Origin of the sequence: Kitasatospora sp. NPDC101183 (assembly GCF_044767945.1) — a bacterium.
In the GTDB taxonomy this organism is placed as follows: Bacteria; Actinomycetota; Actinomycetes; order Streptomycetales; family Streptomycetaceae; genus Kitasatospora.
Genome location: NZ_JBIWOW010000037.1, coordinates 16,792 through 30,409, shown reverse-complemented (window position 1 = coordinate 30,409; position 13,618 = coordinate 16,792). Strand labels below are relative to the sequence as shown.

The 13,618-nt window shown below is 74.1% G+C and carries 13 protein-coding genes; 6 read left to right on the top strand and 7 right to left on the bottom strand.

Features of this window, described 5'->3' with window-relative positions:
* Positions 1 to 129: 129 nt before the first annotated feature.
* The 3 genes from ACIRRS_RS34740 to ACIRRS_RS34730 all read right to left on the bottom strand — a co-directional run bounded on the left by ACIRRS_RS34740 (position 130) and on the right by ACIRRS_RS34730 (position 4,382).
* Positions 130 to 1,389, bottom strand: coding sequence for a non-ribosomal peptide synthetase (locus ACIRRS_RS34740; RefSeq protein ID WP_402979781.1), 1,260 nt, complete (start codon positions 1,387 to 1,389; stop codon positions 130 to 132).
* Positions 1,390 to 1,516: 127 nt separating this feature from the next.
* Positions 1,517 to 2,803, bottom strand: a complete 1,287-nt coding sequence (locus ACIRRS_RS34735) for an MFS transporter (protein WP_402979778.1) — start codon at positions 2,801 to 2,803, stop codon at positions 1,517 to 1,519.
* Between the two features lie 415 nt (positions 2,804 to 3,218).
* Positions 3,219 to 4,382 (bottom strand): erythromycin esterase family protein, encoded by a 1,164-nt coding sequence (locus ACIRRS_RS34730; RefSeq protein WP_402979775.1) that lies wholly within the window; start codon positions 4,380 to 4,382, stop codon positions 3,219 to 3,221.
* Positions 4,383 to 4,470: 88 nt separating this feature from the next.
* Between ACIRRS_RS34730 and ACIRRS_RS34725 the strand changes: the two genes are divergently transcribed.
* Positions 4,471 to 5,205 (top strand): MerR family DNA-binding transcriptional regulator, encoded by a 735-nt coding sequence (locus ACIRRS_RS34725; RefSeq protein ID WP_402979772.1) that lies wholly within the window; start codon positions 4,471 to 4,473, stop codon positions 5,203 to 5,205.
* 367 nt (positions 5,206 to 5,572) lie between these two features.
* Here the strand turns inward: ACIRRS_RS34725 and ACIRRS_RS34720 are convergent, their stop codons facing one another.
* The 3 genes from ACIRRS_RS34720 to ACIRRS_RS34710 all read right to left on the bottom strand — a co-directional run bounded on the left by ACIRRS_RS34720 (position 5,573) and on the right by ACIRRS_RS34710 (position 8,292).
* Positions 5,573 to 6,274 carry a ScbR family autoregulator-binding transcription factor gene (locus ACIRRS_RS34720; protein ID WP_402979769.1) on the bottom strand — a complete coding sequence of 234 codons (702 nt, stop codon included), beginning with the start codon at positions 6,272 to 6,274 and terminating at the stop codon, positions 5,573 to 5,575.
* Positions 6,275 to 6,397: 123 nt separating this feature from the next.
* Positions 6,398 to 7,801: an MFS transporter gene (locus tag ACIRRS_RS34715; protein ID WP_402979766.1), complete on the bottom strand. Its 1,404-nt coding sequence runs from the start codon at positions 7,799 to 7,801 to the stop codon at positions 6,398 to 6,400.
* Positions 7,798 to 8,292 carry a MarR family winged helix-turn-helix transcriptional regulator gene (locus ACIRRS_RS34710; RefSeq protein WP_402979763.1) on the bottom strand — a complete coding sequence of 165 codons (495 nt, stop codon included), beginning with the start codon at positions 8,290 to 8,292 and terminating at the stop codon, positions 7,798 to 7,800. The genes ACIRRS_RS34715 and ACIRRS_RS34710 overlap by 4 nt, the downstream gene beginning before the upstream one ends.
* A 106-nt stretch (positions 8,293 to 8,398) precedes the next feature.
* Between ACIRRS_RS34710 and ACIRRS_RS34705 the strand changes: the two genes are divergently transcribed.
* From ACIRRS_RS34705 to ACIRRS_RS34695, 3 genes are all read left to right on the top strand, one after another.
* Positions 8,399 to 8,959: a hypothetical protein gene (locus ACIRRS_RS34705; protein WP_402979760.1), complete on the top strand. Its 561-nt coding sequence runs from the start codon at positions 8,399 to 8,401 to the stop codon at positions 8,957 to 8,959.
* Positions 8,960 to 9,091: 132 nt separating this feature from the next.
* Positions 9,092 to 9,490, top strand: coding sequence for a hypothetical protein (locus ACIRRS_RS34700; protein WP_402979757.1), 399 nt, complete (start codon positions 9,092 to 9,094; stop codon positions 9,488 to 9,490).
* Between the two features lie 140 nt (positions 9,491 to 9,630).
* Positions 9,631 to 10,284, top strand: a complete 654-nt coding sequence (locus tag ACIRRS_RS34695; protein ID WP_402979754.1) for a transcriptional regulator — start codon at positions 9,631 to 9,633, stop codon at positions 10,282 to 10,284.
* Between the two features lie 99 nt (positions 10,285 to 10,383).
* Here ACIRRS_RS34695 and ACIRRS_RS34690 read toward each other — a convergent pair whose 3' ends face one another.
* A complete protein-coding gene (locus ACIRRS_RS34690; RefSeq protein ID WP_402979751.1) occupies positions 10,384 to 11,415 on the bottom strand; it encodes a helix-turn-helix transcriptional regulator in 1,032 nt (343 codons plus the stop codon).
* Between the two features lie 517 nt (positions 11,416 to 11,932).
* On the opposite strand from ACIRRS_RS34690, the gene ACIRRS_RS34685 reads away from it, so the two are divergent.
* Together ACIRRS_RS34685 and ACIRRS_RS34680 are read left to right on the top strand one after the other, a co-directional pair.
* A complete protein-coding gene (locus ACIRRS_RS34685) occupies positions 11,933 to 12,274 on the top strand; it encodes a hypothetical protein (protein ID WP_402979748.1) in 342 nt (113 codons plus the stop codon).
* 311 nt (positions 12,275 to 12,585) lie between these two features.
* Positions 12,586 to 13,614: a hypothetical protein gene (locus tag ACIRRS_RS34680; RefSeq protein WP_402979747.1), complete on the top strand. Its 1,029-nt coding sequence runs from the start codon at positions 12,586 to 12,588 to the stop codon at positions 13,612 to 13,614.
* Positions 13,615 to 13,618 lie beyond the last annotated feature (4 nt).

Sequence of the window (13,618 nt, the reverse complement as noted above, 5' to 3'; positions counted from 1 at the left end):
CTGGTGTGGTGGGTGTGTGGGCATGTCGGTGGTGCGGGTGGCCGGTGCGGGCGCAGGTGGGCCCGCACCGGGCCGGTGGGCCGGGCGTCACGGGGTGGGGGGCGCTCGGCCCGAGGGGGTCTCGGGCGGTCAGGAGAGGTGGCCGCGCAGGGCGGCGAGCATCCTCTCGAAGGCCGTACGGGCGGAGGCGGCCGGGAAGCGGCCCTCGTCCCAGGCGAACTTGACGAGCAGGTCGGTGCCGTGGGAGGCGGAGACGGCGAGGGGAGCGGCCAGGGGGCGCCCGCCCAGGTGGGTCTCCCGGCCGGGGACGCCGTCGAAGGCGAGCGGCGGGCGGCGGCCCAGGTCCTCCAGGGTGAGCACGGCGTCCAGGGCGCCGGTCCAGCCGGCTCCGGCGGCGCGGGCGGCCCGGACGACCTCGTCGAAGGGGGTGCCGGCGTGGTCGAGGTCCTCCCACCAGTCGTCGGCGAGGGCCTCGAGGTCCGCGGTGTGCGAACCGGCCGGGTGGACGAGGGTGTTGAGGAAGCAGCCGAGCGCGGCGGGCGCGCCGGGCGGTCGGCCGCCCCACGGGTAGCCGAGCGCGAGCGGCCCGTCCGTCGCGTACAGGTGGTGGGCGGCGGTGCCGACGGCGTCCAGCAGGGCGGGGAAGACGGCGGTGCGGGCGGCGCCCCCGGCGGCGGGCAGGCGGGCGCTGAGCAGGGCGGTGCCGTGGGCCGTGCCGCCTCCGGCGCCGGTGAGCGCGGCGAGGCGGCGGCCCCAGTGGGCGTGGGCGGCGGGGGTGGCGGCGGCGTCCTCGGCGGCGAGCTGGAGGTGCACGGCCTCGCGGTAGGCGTCGAGGGCGGCCCGGTCGGGGCCGGCGGCGGGCTGCTCGCCGGTCGCGTAGGCCTCGGTGAGTTCGGCGGTGAGGACGCCCAGGGCGTGCTCGTCGCAGGCCGCGTGGTCGAGGGCGAGGGCGAGGATCTCCTCCTCGCCGTCGGGTGCGCGGGCGAGCAGCAGGCGCAGGGCCGGTCCGTCCGCCGGCCAGTCGAGCAGGGCGGCGAGCAGGGCGCCCTCGGCGGTTTCGCCGGGGGCGACGGGCACCCGGGCTGCCTCGGCCGAGGGGCCGCCGACGCGCAGGACGGGCGTGCCGCGCACGGTGGCGAACGCGCCGCACAGGGCGGGGTGGCGGGCGGCGACGGCGGTGGCGGCGCGGGCGAGGCGGCCGGGGTCGACGGTGCCGCGCGGGTAGGCGAAGAACAGCGGGACGAGGTCGGAGCGGCCGCCCTGCGGGGCGAGGCGGCGGCCGATGAGGAAGCGCCGCTGGGCTCCGGTGAGCGGGAGCAGTCCGGCCGGGGAGTCGGCGGCGAGGGCGCGGTACCGGTCGAGGTAGGCGGCGGTGATGCTGGCGGGCACGGGGCTGGTCTCCGGTTTCCGTGTCTCGGCTCGGCGGGGTGGCTCGGGTCGGGGCCCGGGCGGCGGTCGGGGCCTAGGCGGCGGGCGGGGCCTAGGCAGCGGGCGGGGCCTAGGCAGCGGGCGGGGCCTAGGCGGCGGTCGGGCTCGCGGCCTCCTCCTCGGCGGCGGGCGCGGGCAGTTCGCGCATCCCCCGCAGCGGGGACAGCAGCAGCGGCAGCGGCACGAGGGCGAATCCGGCCGCGCACAGCCACAGCGCGGCGCGCGGCCCGGCCGCGTCGGCGACGGCGCCGCCGAGCAGTCCGCCGAGCGGCAGGGTGCCCCAGACCAGGAAGCGCATGGTGGCGTTCATCCGGCCGAGCAGCGCGGGCGGGCAGACGCTCTGGCGGAAGCTCACCTGGGCGACGTTGTAGGCCACGGCGCCGAACAGCACCACGGCGGAGGCGAGGCCGAAGAGCAGCACTCCGGCGCCGCGACCGGAGAGCGGCCACAGCAGCGCGAACGGCGCGGTGGCCACGGTGGCGAGCCAGATCAGCCGGGCCTGCCCGAGCCGCCGGGCCAGCCACCCCGCGCACAGCGCGCCCGCCAGGCCGCCGAGGGCGGAGACGGAGAGCAGCGCGCCGATGGCGCCGGGCGCGAGGTCCAGCACCCGGACCCAGAACACCGTCTGCACGGCGGTCAGGACGGCGGCGAACAGGTTGGAGACGGCGGTGGCGGCGGCGATCGCCCGCAGCAGCGGGTGGCCGAGGACGAAGCGCAGCCCCTCGGCCATCTCGGCGCGCAGCGACCGCCCGGGCTCGGGTTCGGGCACGCTCTCCTCGACGCGGACGCGGGCGAGCAGCAGCGCGGAGAGCAGGTAGCCGCAGGCGTCGGCGACGATCGCGGCTGCGGCGCCCAGCAGTTGGACGAGCCCGCCGCCGAGGCCGGGCCCGACGATCTGCGCGCTGGAGCGGACGGTCTCGATCGCCCCGTTCCCCGCGACGAGGTGCTCGCGCGGCAGCACGGCGGGCAGGAAGGACTGGTGGGCGACGTCGAAGAAGACCGTCGCCACGCCGGTGACCAGCGCCACCACGTAGAGCTGGGCCATGCTGAGCACCCCGAGCGCCGCCGCGGGCGGGATGGAGCCCACGGCCAGGCAGCGCACCAGGTCGGCGCGGATCAGGACGGGCAGTTTGCGCATCCGGTCCAGCCAGGCGCCGGCCGGCAGGCCGACGAGCAGGAAGGCGGCGGTCTCGGCGGCGGTCAGCAGGCCGACCTCGAACGCGGTGGCGTCGAGCACCACCACCGCCACCAGCGGCAGGGCGACGAGGGTGACCTGACTGCCCGTCTGGGCGGCCGCGGCGCCGGTCAGCAGGAGCCGGAAGTCGCGGTGTCCGAGCAGACGGGCCGGGCGAGGGTGAGGTGTCGTCTCGTTCATCGGTGCGACTCTCGGTCACGGATTCGACACGGGCAACCATCGGGTCCGAATCCGGACGACCCGCGCGGCGGCCGGATTCCGCCACTCCCCCGCCCGTCCTCACACGCCCCTGACGCCCCGCCGCCACCCGCCCGCGCCCCCGCCCCACCCGGCAGAGCCGCCGCCCGCGCCGCCACCACGGGCCCGGGGCCACCCCGAACGGCTCCACGCCCGTCGCGTCCATTTCACCGTCCGCTATCCGGACCCCGCCTTTCCGGCCAACGGACGGCGGCGCTCAACTTGGCCGGATCCGATGGAGCACTGACAGTCCGTCACCTGACCGTGATACCGGCCGGGCCCGCCGGCGGCGTTCTTCTGGGGGCGCCACAGCTCCGCAGGCCGCGCCCCACCTGGGCGAACCTCCTGCGGGCGGCGCTCAGGAGGCGTCCGGCGCGGCGACGGAGGCCGGGTCCGCGAGGTGCAGCAGCACGTCCGCCTCGCCCGGGAGGGCGTCGTCGAGGGGGAAGTAGCCCTTCTCCGGGGCGGCCTCGGTCAGGCTGCGCGCCTCACCCCGGGCCGTCGCGGGAGCGGTCAACCCCCAGCCCCGGACGGCGTGTTGCAGTGAGCCCTCGTACGTCCCCAGCGCCGGGTCGTCCAGGCCGATGCGCTCGCTGCGGCCCAGGCTGCCCGCCACGAAGACGTAGCCCTCGCCCAGCAGCGGCGCCAGGATCGAGCCCGCGCCGCTCCAGCGGGTGCGCATCTCCCCGGCCGACCAGGCGCTGGGGCCGCGCCGCAGGTGCGCGTTGTGGGCGAACACCAGGGTCGGGCCGCGCCCGGCCTCGATCTCGCGGATCTCCAGCAGGTTGCGGGCCATCAGGGCGTCCCGGCTGCCGAGCAGCCGGGAGATCCGCTCGTTCAACTCCAGGCCCTGGACGGCCGCCTGGGCGTGGTAGCGCAGCACGCCCAGGCCGGTGGTGAGGTGGGCGCGGGCACGCAGCCAGGCCTCGGGCGAGCTCGCGGCGATCAGCTCCGGCGCCCGTTCGTGGAGCCGGTTCAGCAGGTCGTCGGCCAGGAGGCGCAGCCGGGCCGCCTCGGGGGTGGCGCCGGGCGAGGCGGCGGCGTCGAGGACGGCCTCGGTGCGGCTCCAGCGCTCGTCCGGGCCGGTGAGCGCCGCGAGGTCGAGGGTCTCGCCCAGGTGGTCGAGGGCGTGTTGGAGGTAGGGGCGGGGGCTGGGGGCGGTGGTGTTCTCGGTCGGGGCGTCGAAGCCGTGGAAGGCGACCCGCTGCTCCGGGGGGAGTTCGCGGTTGTGGGCGTGCAGCCATGAGACGAGCTGCCGGTTGGGCTCCAGCTCGCCGAAGCCGTGGGTGAACCCCTCGGCCGTCGCGGTGTCGAGCGTCCCGGTGCCGTGGCGGACGAAGTCGTCCACGGCGAGGGCGGCGATCCGGTCGGTCTCCAGGGCGACGGAGCGGAAGCCGGCGTCGACGAGGTCGCGGAGGAGCGCGTTGCGGGCCCGGCCGAACGCGGGCTCCTGGTGGGTGGGTTCGCCGAGGCCCAGCAGGCGGCAGGAGGGGGTCAGGAAGGTGCGGATGTCCCTGTTCATGGGCCTCAAGCGTATCCTTGAAGGATCGGTTGAGACTTTTCCGCCGATCTTCCCGTCGCTGTCGGCCCAACCCTCAAACGGAGCCCGGGTGCGCCCGTCCGATCTCGCCCGCGAGCACGGCCTCTCGGCCCAGGCCGTCCGCAACTACGAGCGCGACGGGTTCCTCCCGCCCGCCGCCCGTACGGCCGCCGGGTACCGCGTCTACACGCGGCTGCACGCGGCCGCCCTGCGCGCCCATCTGGCGCTCGTCGCCGCCTACGGGCACGCCACGGCCGCCGAGGTGATGACGGCCGTGCACGCCGACCGGCTCGACGAGGCGCTGACGGCCCTCGGCCGGGGCCAGGCCCGGCTGCTGCGCGACCGCGAGACGCTGGCCGCCGTCCGGCAGGCCGTCGACGACCTGACCGCCGCGCCCGCCCCCGCCCGCCTGCGGGAGGACCGCTCCCCGCGCAGCATCGGCGAGGTGGCCCACCACCTCGGCGTCACCCCGGCGACCCTGCGCACCTGGGAGAGCGCCGGAGTCCTCACCCCCGCCCGCGACCGGACCACCGGCCACCGCGTCTACCTCGCCCCCGACCTGCGGGACGCCGAACTCGCCCACCTCCTCCGCCGCGGCCACTACCCGCTCCCCCGGATCGCCGCCGTCCTCCACCAGATCCGCGGTGCCGGCGGCACCGCCCACCTGGCCGCCGCCCTGACCGGCTGGCAGCACCGGCTCACCACCCAGGGCATCGCGATGCTCCGAGCCGACGGACTCCTCGGCGGCTACCTCGCGCTGCGGGAGGAGGAGTTCGGCCCGGGTGCGCCCGGCACTCCTCCGTGATCACCCGCGCCCGGGCCCGTCGCATCACCCCGGGCCCGGCCGGTCCTACGCCCCCAGCTCGGCCTCGGCGACGAGTTCGCCCTCATCGTCGTGGAGGTGGAAGCAGACGCCGTTGGGCCACACCGTGACGCCCGGGGGGCGCCGGTCCACCAGGAAGGGCTCCTCCCCCCACGCGCGTCCCGGGCCATCTGCCGTCCGCCGCCGGGTGGGTGGACACCACGCAGGACCGGCCGGGCGGAACGGCGTGCACCTCCGCCCAGGGCTCGACCACCATCTCCAGCGGTTCCTCGGAGGTGTTCCGCACCCGCAGCCGCGCAGTCCTCCGCGTCATCGCCGTCCCGCCACCCTCCCCGTCACTCCGGTCACCCTACTCGGCGCCTCCCGCCGGACAGTACCGCGCGTCCGGTTTTCTGGGCGGTGTGGTCCGTGCCTCCGCCAGTTCGGCGGCCACACGTGCGCCCCGGTCCTCGGTGAGGTCGAGGGAGGCGAGGACGCCGGGGACGGTGATGCCCGGGAGGAGGTGGCGGTAGAGGCCGGCGACCCTGCGTTCCAGGTCGGAGGGGTCGGCGGTCCGCTGCGACCGGATCCGCACGCCCGTCCAGGCGCCGGTCGTCAGCCAGGCCGTCTCGGCCGGCACCACGTGCGGCAGCAGTTCGCCCGCCCCGGCGGCGGCCGTCAGCACGGCCTCGACCCGCCGGATCCACCGGGGGGCGGCGCCACCGTCGGGGCCGTCGAACGTGTCGCGGCCGAGGGAGAGCCGCGCGCCCGCGCCGAGCATCGGGTCGCGCGGCACCAGGTGGGCGACCAGCATCCCGAGGTCGACGAACTCCTGGAGGCGGCAGTGCCGTTGCGGGATCTCCGTCCGGCCGAACTGCTCGGCCAGCACGCCCCGGGCCAGTTCCCGCTTCGAGGCGAAGTGGAAGTACAGCGCCCCGCGCGTCACCCCCGCCCGGGCGAGCACCCGGCCGATGGTGGCGCCCTCGAAGCCGTGCTCGTCGAAGACGGTGGCCGCCGCTTCGAGGACCAGCCGCCGCGTCCGGACCGCCCGTTCCTGCCGCACCACCGCCATCGCCCCCTGTCCTGACGCCGCCGAAAAATACCGAACACCCCGTATCGTACGGTCGCCCGTCTCGGCGTTCCCGGCCCTCCAGTCGCCCTCCAGCCGCCCTGGAGCCGGTCTTGAGCGGCCGCCCTACCGGCGCGGGAGCTTCGCGAGCGACCGGTCCGGGAGGACGAGGAGCAGCAGCAGCCCCGCCGCCCCGAGCATGAACAGGGCCAGGTGGTGCAGCCCCGCCGTGGTGGCGCCGTGGGGGTAGAAGGCCGCGTTCGCGGCGGAGGCCGCCATCGCGCCCAGGTACATGAAGGTGCGCAGCAGTCCGGCGGCGGAGGCGATCGCGGCGGGGTCGGCCTGGTGGAAGAGGGCGGTCTGGTTGCCCAGCGCGATCAGGCCCTGGGGCAGTCCCGCCAGCACCCCGACGGCGATCAGCAGCCACCCCGGGCTGTCCGCCCGCACCGCCAACAGCGCGGCGCAGGAGCCGATCTGGAGCACCGCCCCGCCCAGCAGCTTGCCCCGGACGACCGGGCTGCGGCCCGTGGCGCCGGAGACGGCGAGGGCGGTGAGCGAGAGCGGCAGCAGGACCAGCCCGGCCTTGGCGGCGGACAGTCCCCGGCCCTGCTCCAGCCACTGGGTGTAGCCGTAGAGGAAGGCGTACACCGTGGTGAAGGCGAGCACCTGCCGCAGGTAGGTGGCGATCAGCGGGCGGTTGCGGGCGAGGGCGCGCAGGTCGATGAACGGATGCTCCACGCGCCGCTCCCGCAGCGCGAAGGCCGCGCCCACGGCGGCGGCGAGCAGCGGCAGGTACCAGCGGTCGCTCCGGGGCGCCATCAGGAACAGCATCAGCGCGATCAGCCCGGCCGCGAACAGCGCGATCCCCGCGTGGTCGAGCCCCTCCTCCCGGGCGCCGTCCGGGCGGGGCGGGGTGACGGGCAGTCGCGCGGCGCCCAGGGCCAGGCAGGCCAGCGACAGCGGGACGTTGACGGCGAAGACGGCCCGCCAGCCGCCCAGTCCGATCAGCAGCCCGCCGAGGGTCGGGCCGATCACGGCGACGGTCTGGTTGGCGACGGCGAGCACCGTCAGCACCCCGGTGGGGCTCTCCCGCCCGGTGCGCTCGGCCTCGCTGCGGGTCAGGTGCATCGCGGCGGGGTACGCGGCCGAGGTGCCGAGGCCGAGCAGCACCCGGGCGGCGATCAGCAGCCCCAGGGAGGGCGCCAGCGTGCCGAGCAGCCCGGCGAGGCCGACCAGCGCCGTACCGGCCAGGTAGAGCCGGCGCGGACCGTACGTGTCGACCAGCCTCCCGATCACCGGCTGGCCGACGGCCGTGGCGAGGTAGAGCGCGGTGACGAGCCAGGCGGTCTCGGCGGGCGGCGCCCCGAAGGCGGCGCCGACGGGCACCAGGGCGACGGCGATCATCGAGGAGTTGACCGGGTTGAGCACCGAGCCGAGCGCCATCGGCGCGATCAGCCGGCGGTCGAACCCGTCGGGGTCGGCGGGCCTGCGGCTGCCGAAGCGCGGTATCCGTACGGCCGGGCCGCTCATCGCCGGTTCAGCCGGTCGATCAGCGGCAGGGCCGCCAGCACGGTGGCGCGCTCGGCCTCGGTGAGGTCCTCCTCCAGGGCGCGGGCGAGCCACTCCTCCCGGGCCTGGCGGGTGTCGGCGATCCGGGCCAGGCCGGGCCCGGTGAGGCTGACGACCTGGCGGCGCCCGTCCCCGGGGTCGGGGCGGCGGTCGATCAGCCCCTGTTGTTCCAGGGCGGCGAGGGTGGTGGCCATCGACTGCGGCCGGACGCGCTCGGCGGCGGCCAGGGCGCTGGCGGAGGCGGGGCCGTCGTTGGCCAGCCGGCTGAGCACGGCGGTCTGGGAGGGGGTGAGTTCGCCGAGGTCCTGGGCCTCCCTCAGGGTGCGGCGCAGCCGGCTGAACACGGCGCGCAGTTCGCGGGCGGCCGCCGCGGCGGACGTGTCCGCCTTCTCGGCCTTCCCAGTCGTCTCGGTCTTCTCGGGCTTCTCAGCCTTCTCGCTCTTCTCGGTCACGGCTCCACGGTAATTTCATCAGTCTGGACTGTCCAGTCTGAACTGACGATTCCGGTGAACCGGAAAAGGGGCGGACGGGGCCGCCGGAGCCGGGAATCATGGCCGGGTGACCATCGATCTGCTCCCCGGCCGCGGCCTCCGGCTGCCCGCACCGCTCCCGGAGGTGCCCTTCGGCCTCGACAGGGCGGAGGTGCTCCGCCTCTTCGCCCCGCACGCCGACGCCCTGCCCGGCGGGGTGCGCGACACCTTCGTCTGCGGCCCGATCTGGTCCCTGCACTTCACCCTCCCGGGGCTCGGCGTCACCCTCTGCGCCGCCGGCCCCGCCCGGGACGGGAGCGGCTGGGCAGGCGAGCCGGAGGACGCCTTCCAGACCGCGTACGTCTCCCGCAACCCGCACGACGACCGCCCGCCCTGCCCCGTCGGCCTGTACGGCGTGGACGTCTTCGGCTGGCCGGCCCATGAGGTGGTCGAGGCCCTGCGCGCCGGGGGCCTGGCCCTTCCCGACCCCTCCGGCGGCTCCGTCCGCCACGGCGTCCTGGACCTGTACCGCGAGGGCCCCGCGCCGCGCCCGCCCGCCCCTGGCCGGAAACCGCGCCGCGAGCCGCCGTTCGCCTTCGGCACCGTCGCACTGAGCGCCGTCGACCGCACGGTTCCGGACACCCGATGACCGCCAACTCTGCCACTGTGACCGGAATCTGACGTTGCGTCATATCCGACGGGCCTTCACCGAGCATTCATCCGCCCCACTGGAACCGCCGCGCCCCGCAACGGCGTTGGTGACATCGGGAGGGATACTGACATGACAAGGAAGCCGTACCGGTTGGCCGCCGCCTCGCTCGCGCTGCTCGTGGCCGCCCCGTTGTTCACCGCATGCAAGAACGCCGACGAGGCCCTCGACTGCGGGAAGAGGGCCATCAGTCTCACCGGCGACGTCCAGGACCTGATGGACTCGGCCACCAACGTCGGACAGATCACCGATGCCGACAAACGCGAACACACCCTGGCGGCGCTGCGGAAGGTCGTCGACGATGTGAAGAAGATCCGCCACGACGGTGACGGGAAGCTCAACTCCGCCACCGACAAGCTCTCCAAGGCGCTCGACACCGCCGTGAGCAAGGTCTCCAAGGGCCAGCAGGCCGACTACGGGGCGATCCGCGACGCCTCCGGCGACGTGACCAAGGCCTGCGCCGGCGCCTGACCGACCCGCTCCACCCGCCCCCGGCCGGGCCGACACCCGGCCTGGGGCCTCTCCGGCCTCTCCGGCCTGTCGCGGACCCCGCGCCCGGCCGGAGGCGGTAGGAATTGGGCTCCAGACCGACCCGCACCCCGGAGGCACCGGTGAACCACCCGATCCTCGACCAGATCCAGGCCCTGCGCGCCGAGTTGGCACCCGGCGACGCCGAACCCGCCCTGGTCACCGCGTTCGCCGCCGGCCGGGCCCCGAGCCCCGTCCTGGCCGAACTCGCCGCCCAGCAGCACCGGATCATCACCTCCGACCGCCGCAGCCTGCTGTACCTCGCCGCCCGCTGCGCCGACCAGCCCCTCGGCGCCTGGTTCGCCACCCTCGCCGACGGCGAGAGCGCCGCCCTGCGCACCCTGCCCGCCCTCGCCGACGCCACCGGCCTCGACCCCGACACCCTCGGCAGCCGCCCGCCCCTGCCCGGCTGCCAGGCCTACCCGGCCCACCTCGCCTGGCTCGCCCTCAACGGCCGCCCCGCCGCCGCGGCCGCCGCCCTCGTCGCCAACTTCGCGGCTTGGGGCGGCTATTGCGGCACGATCACCCAGGCCCTGCGCACCCACTACGGCTTCCCCGCCGAGGCCTGCGCCTTCTTCGACTTCTTCGCCCAGCCCGCCACCGAACTCGAACAACAGGCCGCCGCCGCCCTCGGCCCCACCCCGCTCGACCCGGCCACCCTGGACACGGCCCGGGAGTACGGGCTGCTGCTCCAGGCGTACGAGCACCTCTTCTGGGACACCCTCGCGGCCGTCTGACGCGGTCCGCCCGCCGATCGGGTCGCGGGCCACCGGCACGGCACCGCCACCCTCGCATCGATCCGGCTCCGACTCCGGCGACGGTCCGCCGTCCAGATCCTAGATCCAACCCCGCTCACGGGCCAGCAGAGCGGCCTGGAAGCGGTTGGCCGCGCCCAGGAGCTGCATGATCGACGCCACGTGCTTGCGGTAGGTCCGAACCGCCATCCCCAGGTCCCGCGCCCCTATCTCGTCCTTCTGCGCCGTGCAGAGAGAACGTAGCAACCGCCGCTGGAAGTCGTTGGCGAGGTCGGAGCCGGCGGCCTCGCCGTCCGCGGCCAAGGGGAGGTCGTGCGCCGTCCGCCACATGCGTTCGAACAGGGCCACGAGGGCGGCGACCAGCCCCGGGTCACGCGTGAGGATCGCTCCCCTGGAGGTGTTCACCGGATCGATCGGGGTGAGCGCCACGGCCCGGTCGCAGATGATGAGGCGTTCCAGAGGCAGGTAGGAGATCCGTATGTGCGCGCCTTTCGACACGAGTTCGTACAGGTAGTCCATCGTGCCGGGGTCTTCGAGCGCCGTCGAGGCCATGAGGGTTCGCATGTGCACGTTGCGGCGCAGGATGCGGCCGTCCAGCACCCGCGCGTGCCGGATGCTCTCCGGACTGAGGACTCCTGTCGGGCTGGTGGTGAGGCTCTCCGTCCGGGCGAAGAAGGTGAGTTCGTCGATGGCGGCCCGTACGGAGGGCATTCCCTCGATGTGCTCGGTCGTGACGTTGAGGTCGAGGCCCTGGGCCCGCCCGTCCAGCGACTTGTCGTGCTCGGCGAGCAGCGAGTCCACGATTCCGCTGCTGACGACCTCCTGCTCCAGTTCGTGCCGGAGCCGACCCACCGCGTGCTCCACGAGTCCTTCCACGGCCTTGGCCGGTGAGACGGGAGCCAGCAGCCCGCCGAGGGTTTCCGTCGCCAGCCCCAGCCTGGTCAGACGGTGGTGGACGGCCAGCGGATCCTGGTCCGCGGCCTCGTCCCGCGCCTCCTCGGCCAACAGGCGCGCGAGTTCCGACCGGCTGAAGCCGCCTCGACGCAGCAGGACACGGTAGATCTCCTCGTCGTCGGAGTCGACTCCCAGAAACCGCAGGTCCGCTTGGGTCACTGCTTCCTCCTCACTGCTGCGCGTCGGCGCCCGCGTATGGCGGCCTCCAACCAGCCTCGACTATTTCATGCGCGCCTATCTCTTCAAAAGTGCGCGTCAGGTGATCCGCAACGAGTCCGGATCGCCCACATCCGAGACAAACTCCGCATACGTCGCCAGATCATTTCCCCTCTGCAGCAAGTGGCATCTCGACCTGCAGGAAGCGGAGCCACGGCGCCATCGATCAGCGGCTCGCCCGGAGGCAGAGTTGTTCCCGCAACGGGACTCGAGAATGGCTAAAACATCGACACGGGGGACCCCATGCAGGCAGCAGTTCGCGTGAAATCCACCAGGAAAGCTGTCCTTCTCACCGTCATTTCGGCCGTGGCCGCCGCCGTCACCTGCCTCGGCGCCGGCACCGGCCACGGCACCGCCACCGCCGGCACCACCGAGCCGATACCGGTCACCACGCCCTCCTCCGACGTCCACGACTGGGGCTGAGTGCGCCATTGCAGAAGTCTGAATCGAGGAACCCATCATGCCCACGTACCAGGTGCGGATCACCGGAGCCGCCGACGCCGCTCCCGAGACCGCGGCAGTGCGGCTGATCGCACGCCTCCCCGCGCCCTGGGGCGCGACCCTGCTCTCGTGCGCCCTCGGCACGGCCACGCTCACGCTCACCGTGCCCCGGACGCTCTCGCCCGAGCAGGTGTCGGAAGCGGTGGACGCGGTTCTGGCCACCCCGGAACTGCGCGGCTGGGCACAAGAGGGAGCGGCGACCCGCCACCCCGGCGACGGCGATGAGGACCGGTCCTCCCGGGGATTCCGTGCCGATGACGCCGGGCCGGTTCCACCGTCGACCGGACTTCCCCGCCCGTGAACGACAATAGGTAGGGAGAAATGGAAGCCGTAACAGGCGGAAAGAGCCTCATACTTGGCTGCGCATCGACCGGCGCAAAGTTCACGCCGGGAAACCACCGCAGGACCGGCGATGCGCTTCTCGACCAGATCAGTACCGGCTCGACCATCAAGAGTTCACCGCTCGCCCTGATCGCCGAGGCAGAAGCCCTCTACAGCATGGGGTGCCGCTACTACCATTACCACGCCAGAAATCCGAGGACGCACGAACAGTCCACCAGCAATGACATCTACCAGCAGACGAGCCGCTCCTTGCAGCACCGCTGCAAGGAAATGCTCATCAGCTTCGGAGCCAGCCGAAACGGCCCCGAGGTGCGCGAGAGCATCCAGCGTTTCGGCGAATGGGAGCGCATCAGCCAGAGCAGTCTCCCGCTGCACCTGGGCGGAGCGCACTTCGTCACCGTCCAGGCCGCCGTCGAACTGCAGTTGATGCACGAGGTGGAGCGCCAGTACGGCGATCTGAGCCCGGACCTCGTCGACAACGAGAGGTTCCTCAAGATCATCGACGGCTACCTGCCGTCCGACCGCCTCACCAAGACCGTCCTGGAGACCTACTCGACGAGCAACGGGGCGGACTACGGCAGGACTTCCCCGCTCATCCAGTTCGAGGTCTACCGCAGCGCCGTACGGGCCCGGCAGCGACTCGGCCTCTTCCACGAGGTGGAGTGGGTCCAGTTCCCGCGCAGCTACGCGATGACCCGCTACGCGGTCGAGCACCCGCGGATCCGGCTCGGCGGCAGCGGCCAGTTGAACATCACCCTGCTCTTCGGCTTCTCCCCGCGCCTTCCCTTCCCCGAGACCTACGCGGAGTTCAAACAGGTCGTGGACGCCGCCCGGAAGCTGGAGTACGACCTCGCCGAGCCGAGGGTGAAGCGGCGCCACGTGACCGTCACGGTGGGCGCCGCGGTACTGCCGGAACAGGCGGGCCGGCACGTCGCGCCACTGGACGTGGGGCCCCAGCGGGGTCGCGCCGCCAGCGCCCTGCACCGCCTGGCGGCGTACGCCGCCCAGCCGGACAGCGGAGTGGACGTGCTCCGGTTCGGCATGGAGGACACGCCGTACGCGGTCACCGTGGACCGTGACGGGCGGGGGAGCCTGCGCCTGGCCGACAACTGCGAGCTGGCCGAGAACGTCATCGACGAGATCCTGGCCAACGGGGCGAGGATCGAGGCCGATCACGATGCGATCTTCGAGCGCATGGGCCTCAACTGGGTCAGGCGGAGCCTCCTCTTCGAACAGCGCCAACGGCCGCTGGGCCGACCCGAACTCTCCCTTAAACCTGCTTCACATCAAGTGATTTGACGGT

Coding starts and splice junctions, on each gene's coding strand:
- ACIRRS_RS34730 (WP_402979775.1), bottom strand. CDS start 4,382: ATGAACAGGGACATCCGCACCTTCCTGACCCCCTCCTGCCGCCTGCTG.
- ACIRRS_RS34685 (WP_402979748.1), top strand. CDS start 11,933: ATGCCCACGTACCAGGTGCGGATCACCGGAGCCGCCGACGCCGCTCCC.
- ACIRRS_RS34680 (WP_402979747.1), top strand. CDS start 12,586: ATGCTCATCAGCTTCGGAGCCAGCCGAAACGGCCCCGAGGTGCGCGAG.
- ACIRRS_RS34700 (WP_402979757.1), top strand. CDS start 9,092: ATGACAAGGAAGCCGTACCGGTTGGCCGCCGCCTCGCTCGCGCTGCTC.
- ACIRRS_RS34720 (WP_402979769.1), bottom strand. CDS start 6,274: ATGGCGGTGGTGCGGCAGGAACGGGCGGTCCGGACGCGGCGGCTGGTC.
- ACIRRS_RS34715 (WP_402979766.1), bottom strand. CDS start 7,801: ATGAGCGGCCCGGCCGTACGGATACCGCGCTTCGGCAGCCGCAGGCCC.
- ACIRRS_RS34735 (WP_402979778.1), bottom strand. CDS start 2,803: ATGAACGAGACGACACCTCACCCTCGCCCGGCCCGTCTGCTCGGACAC.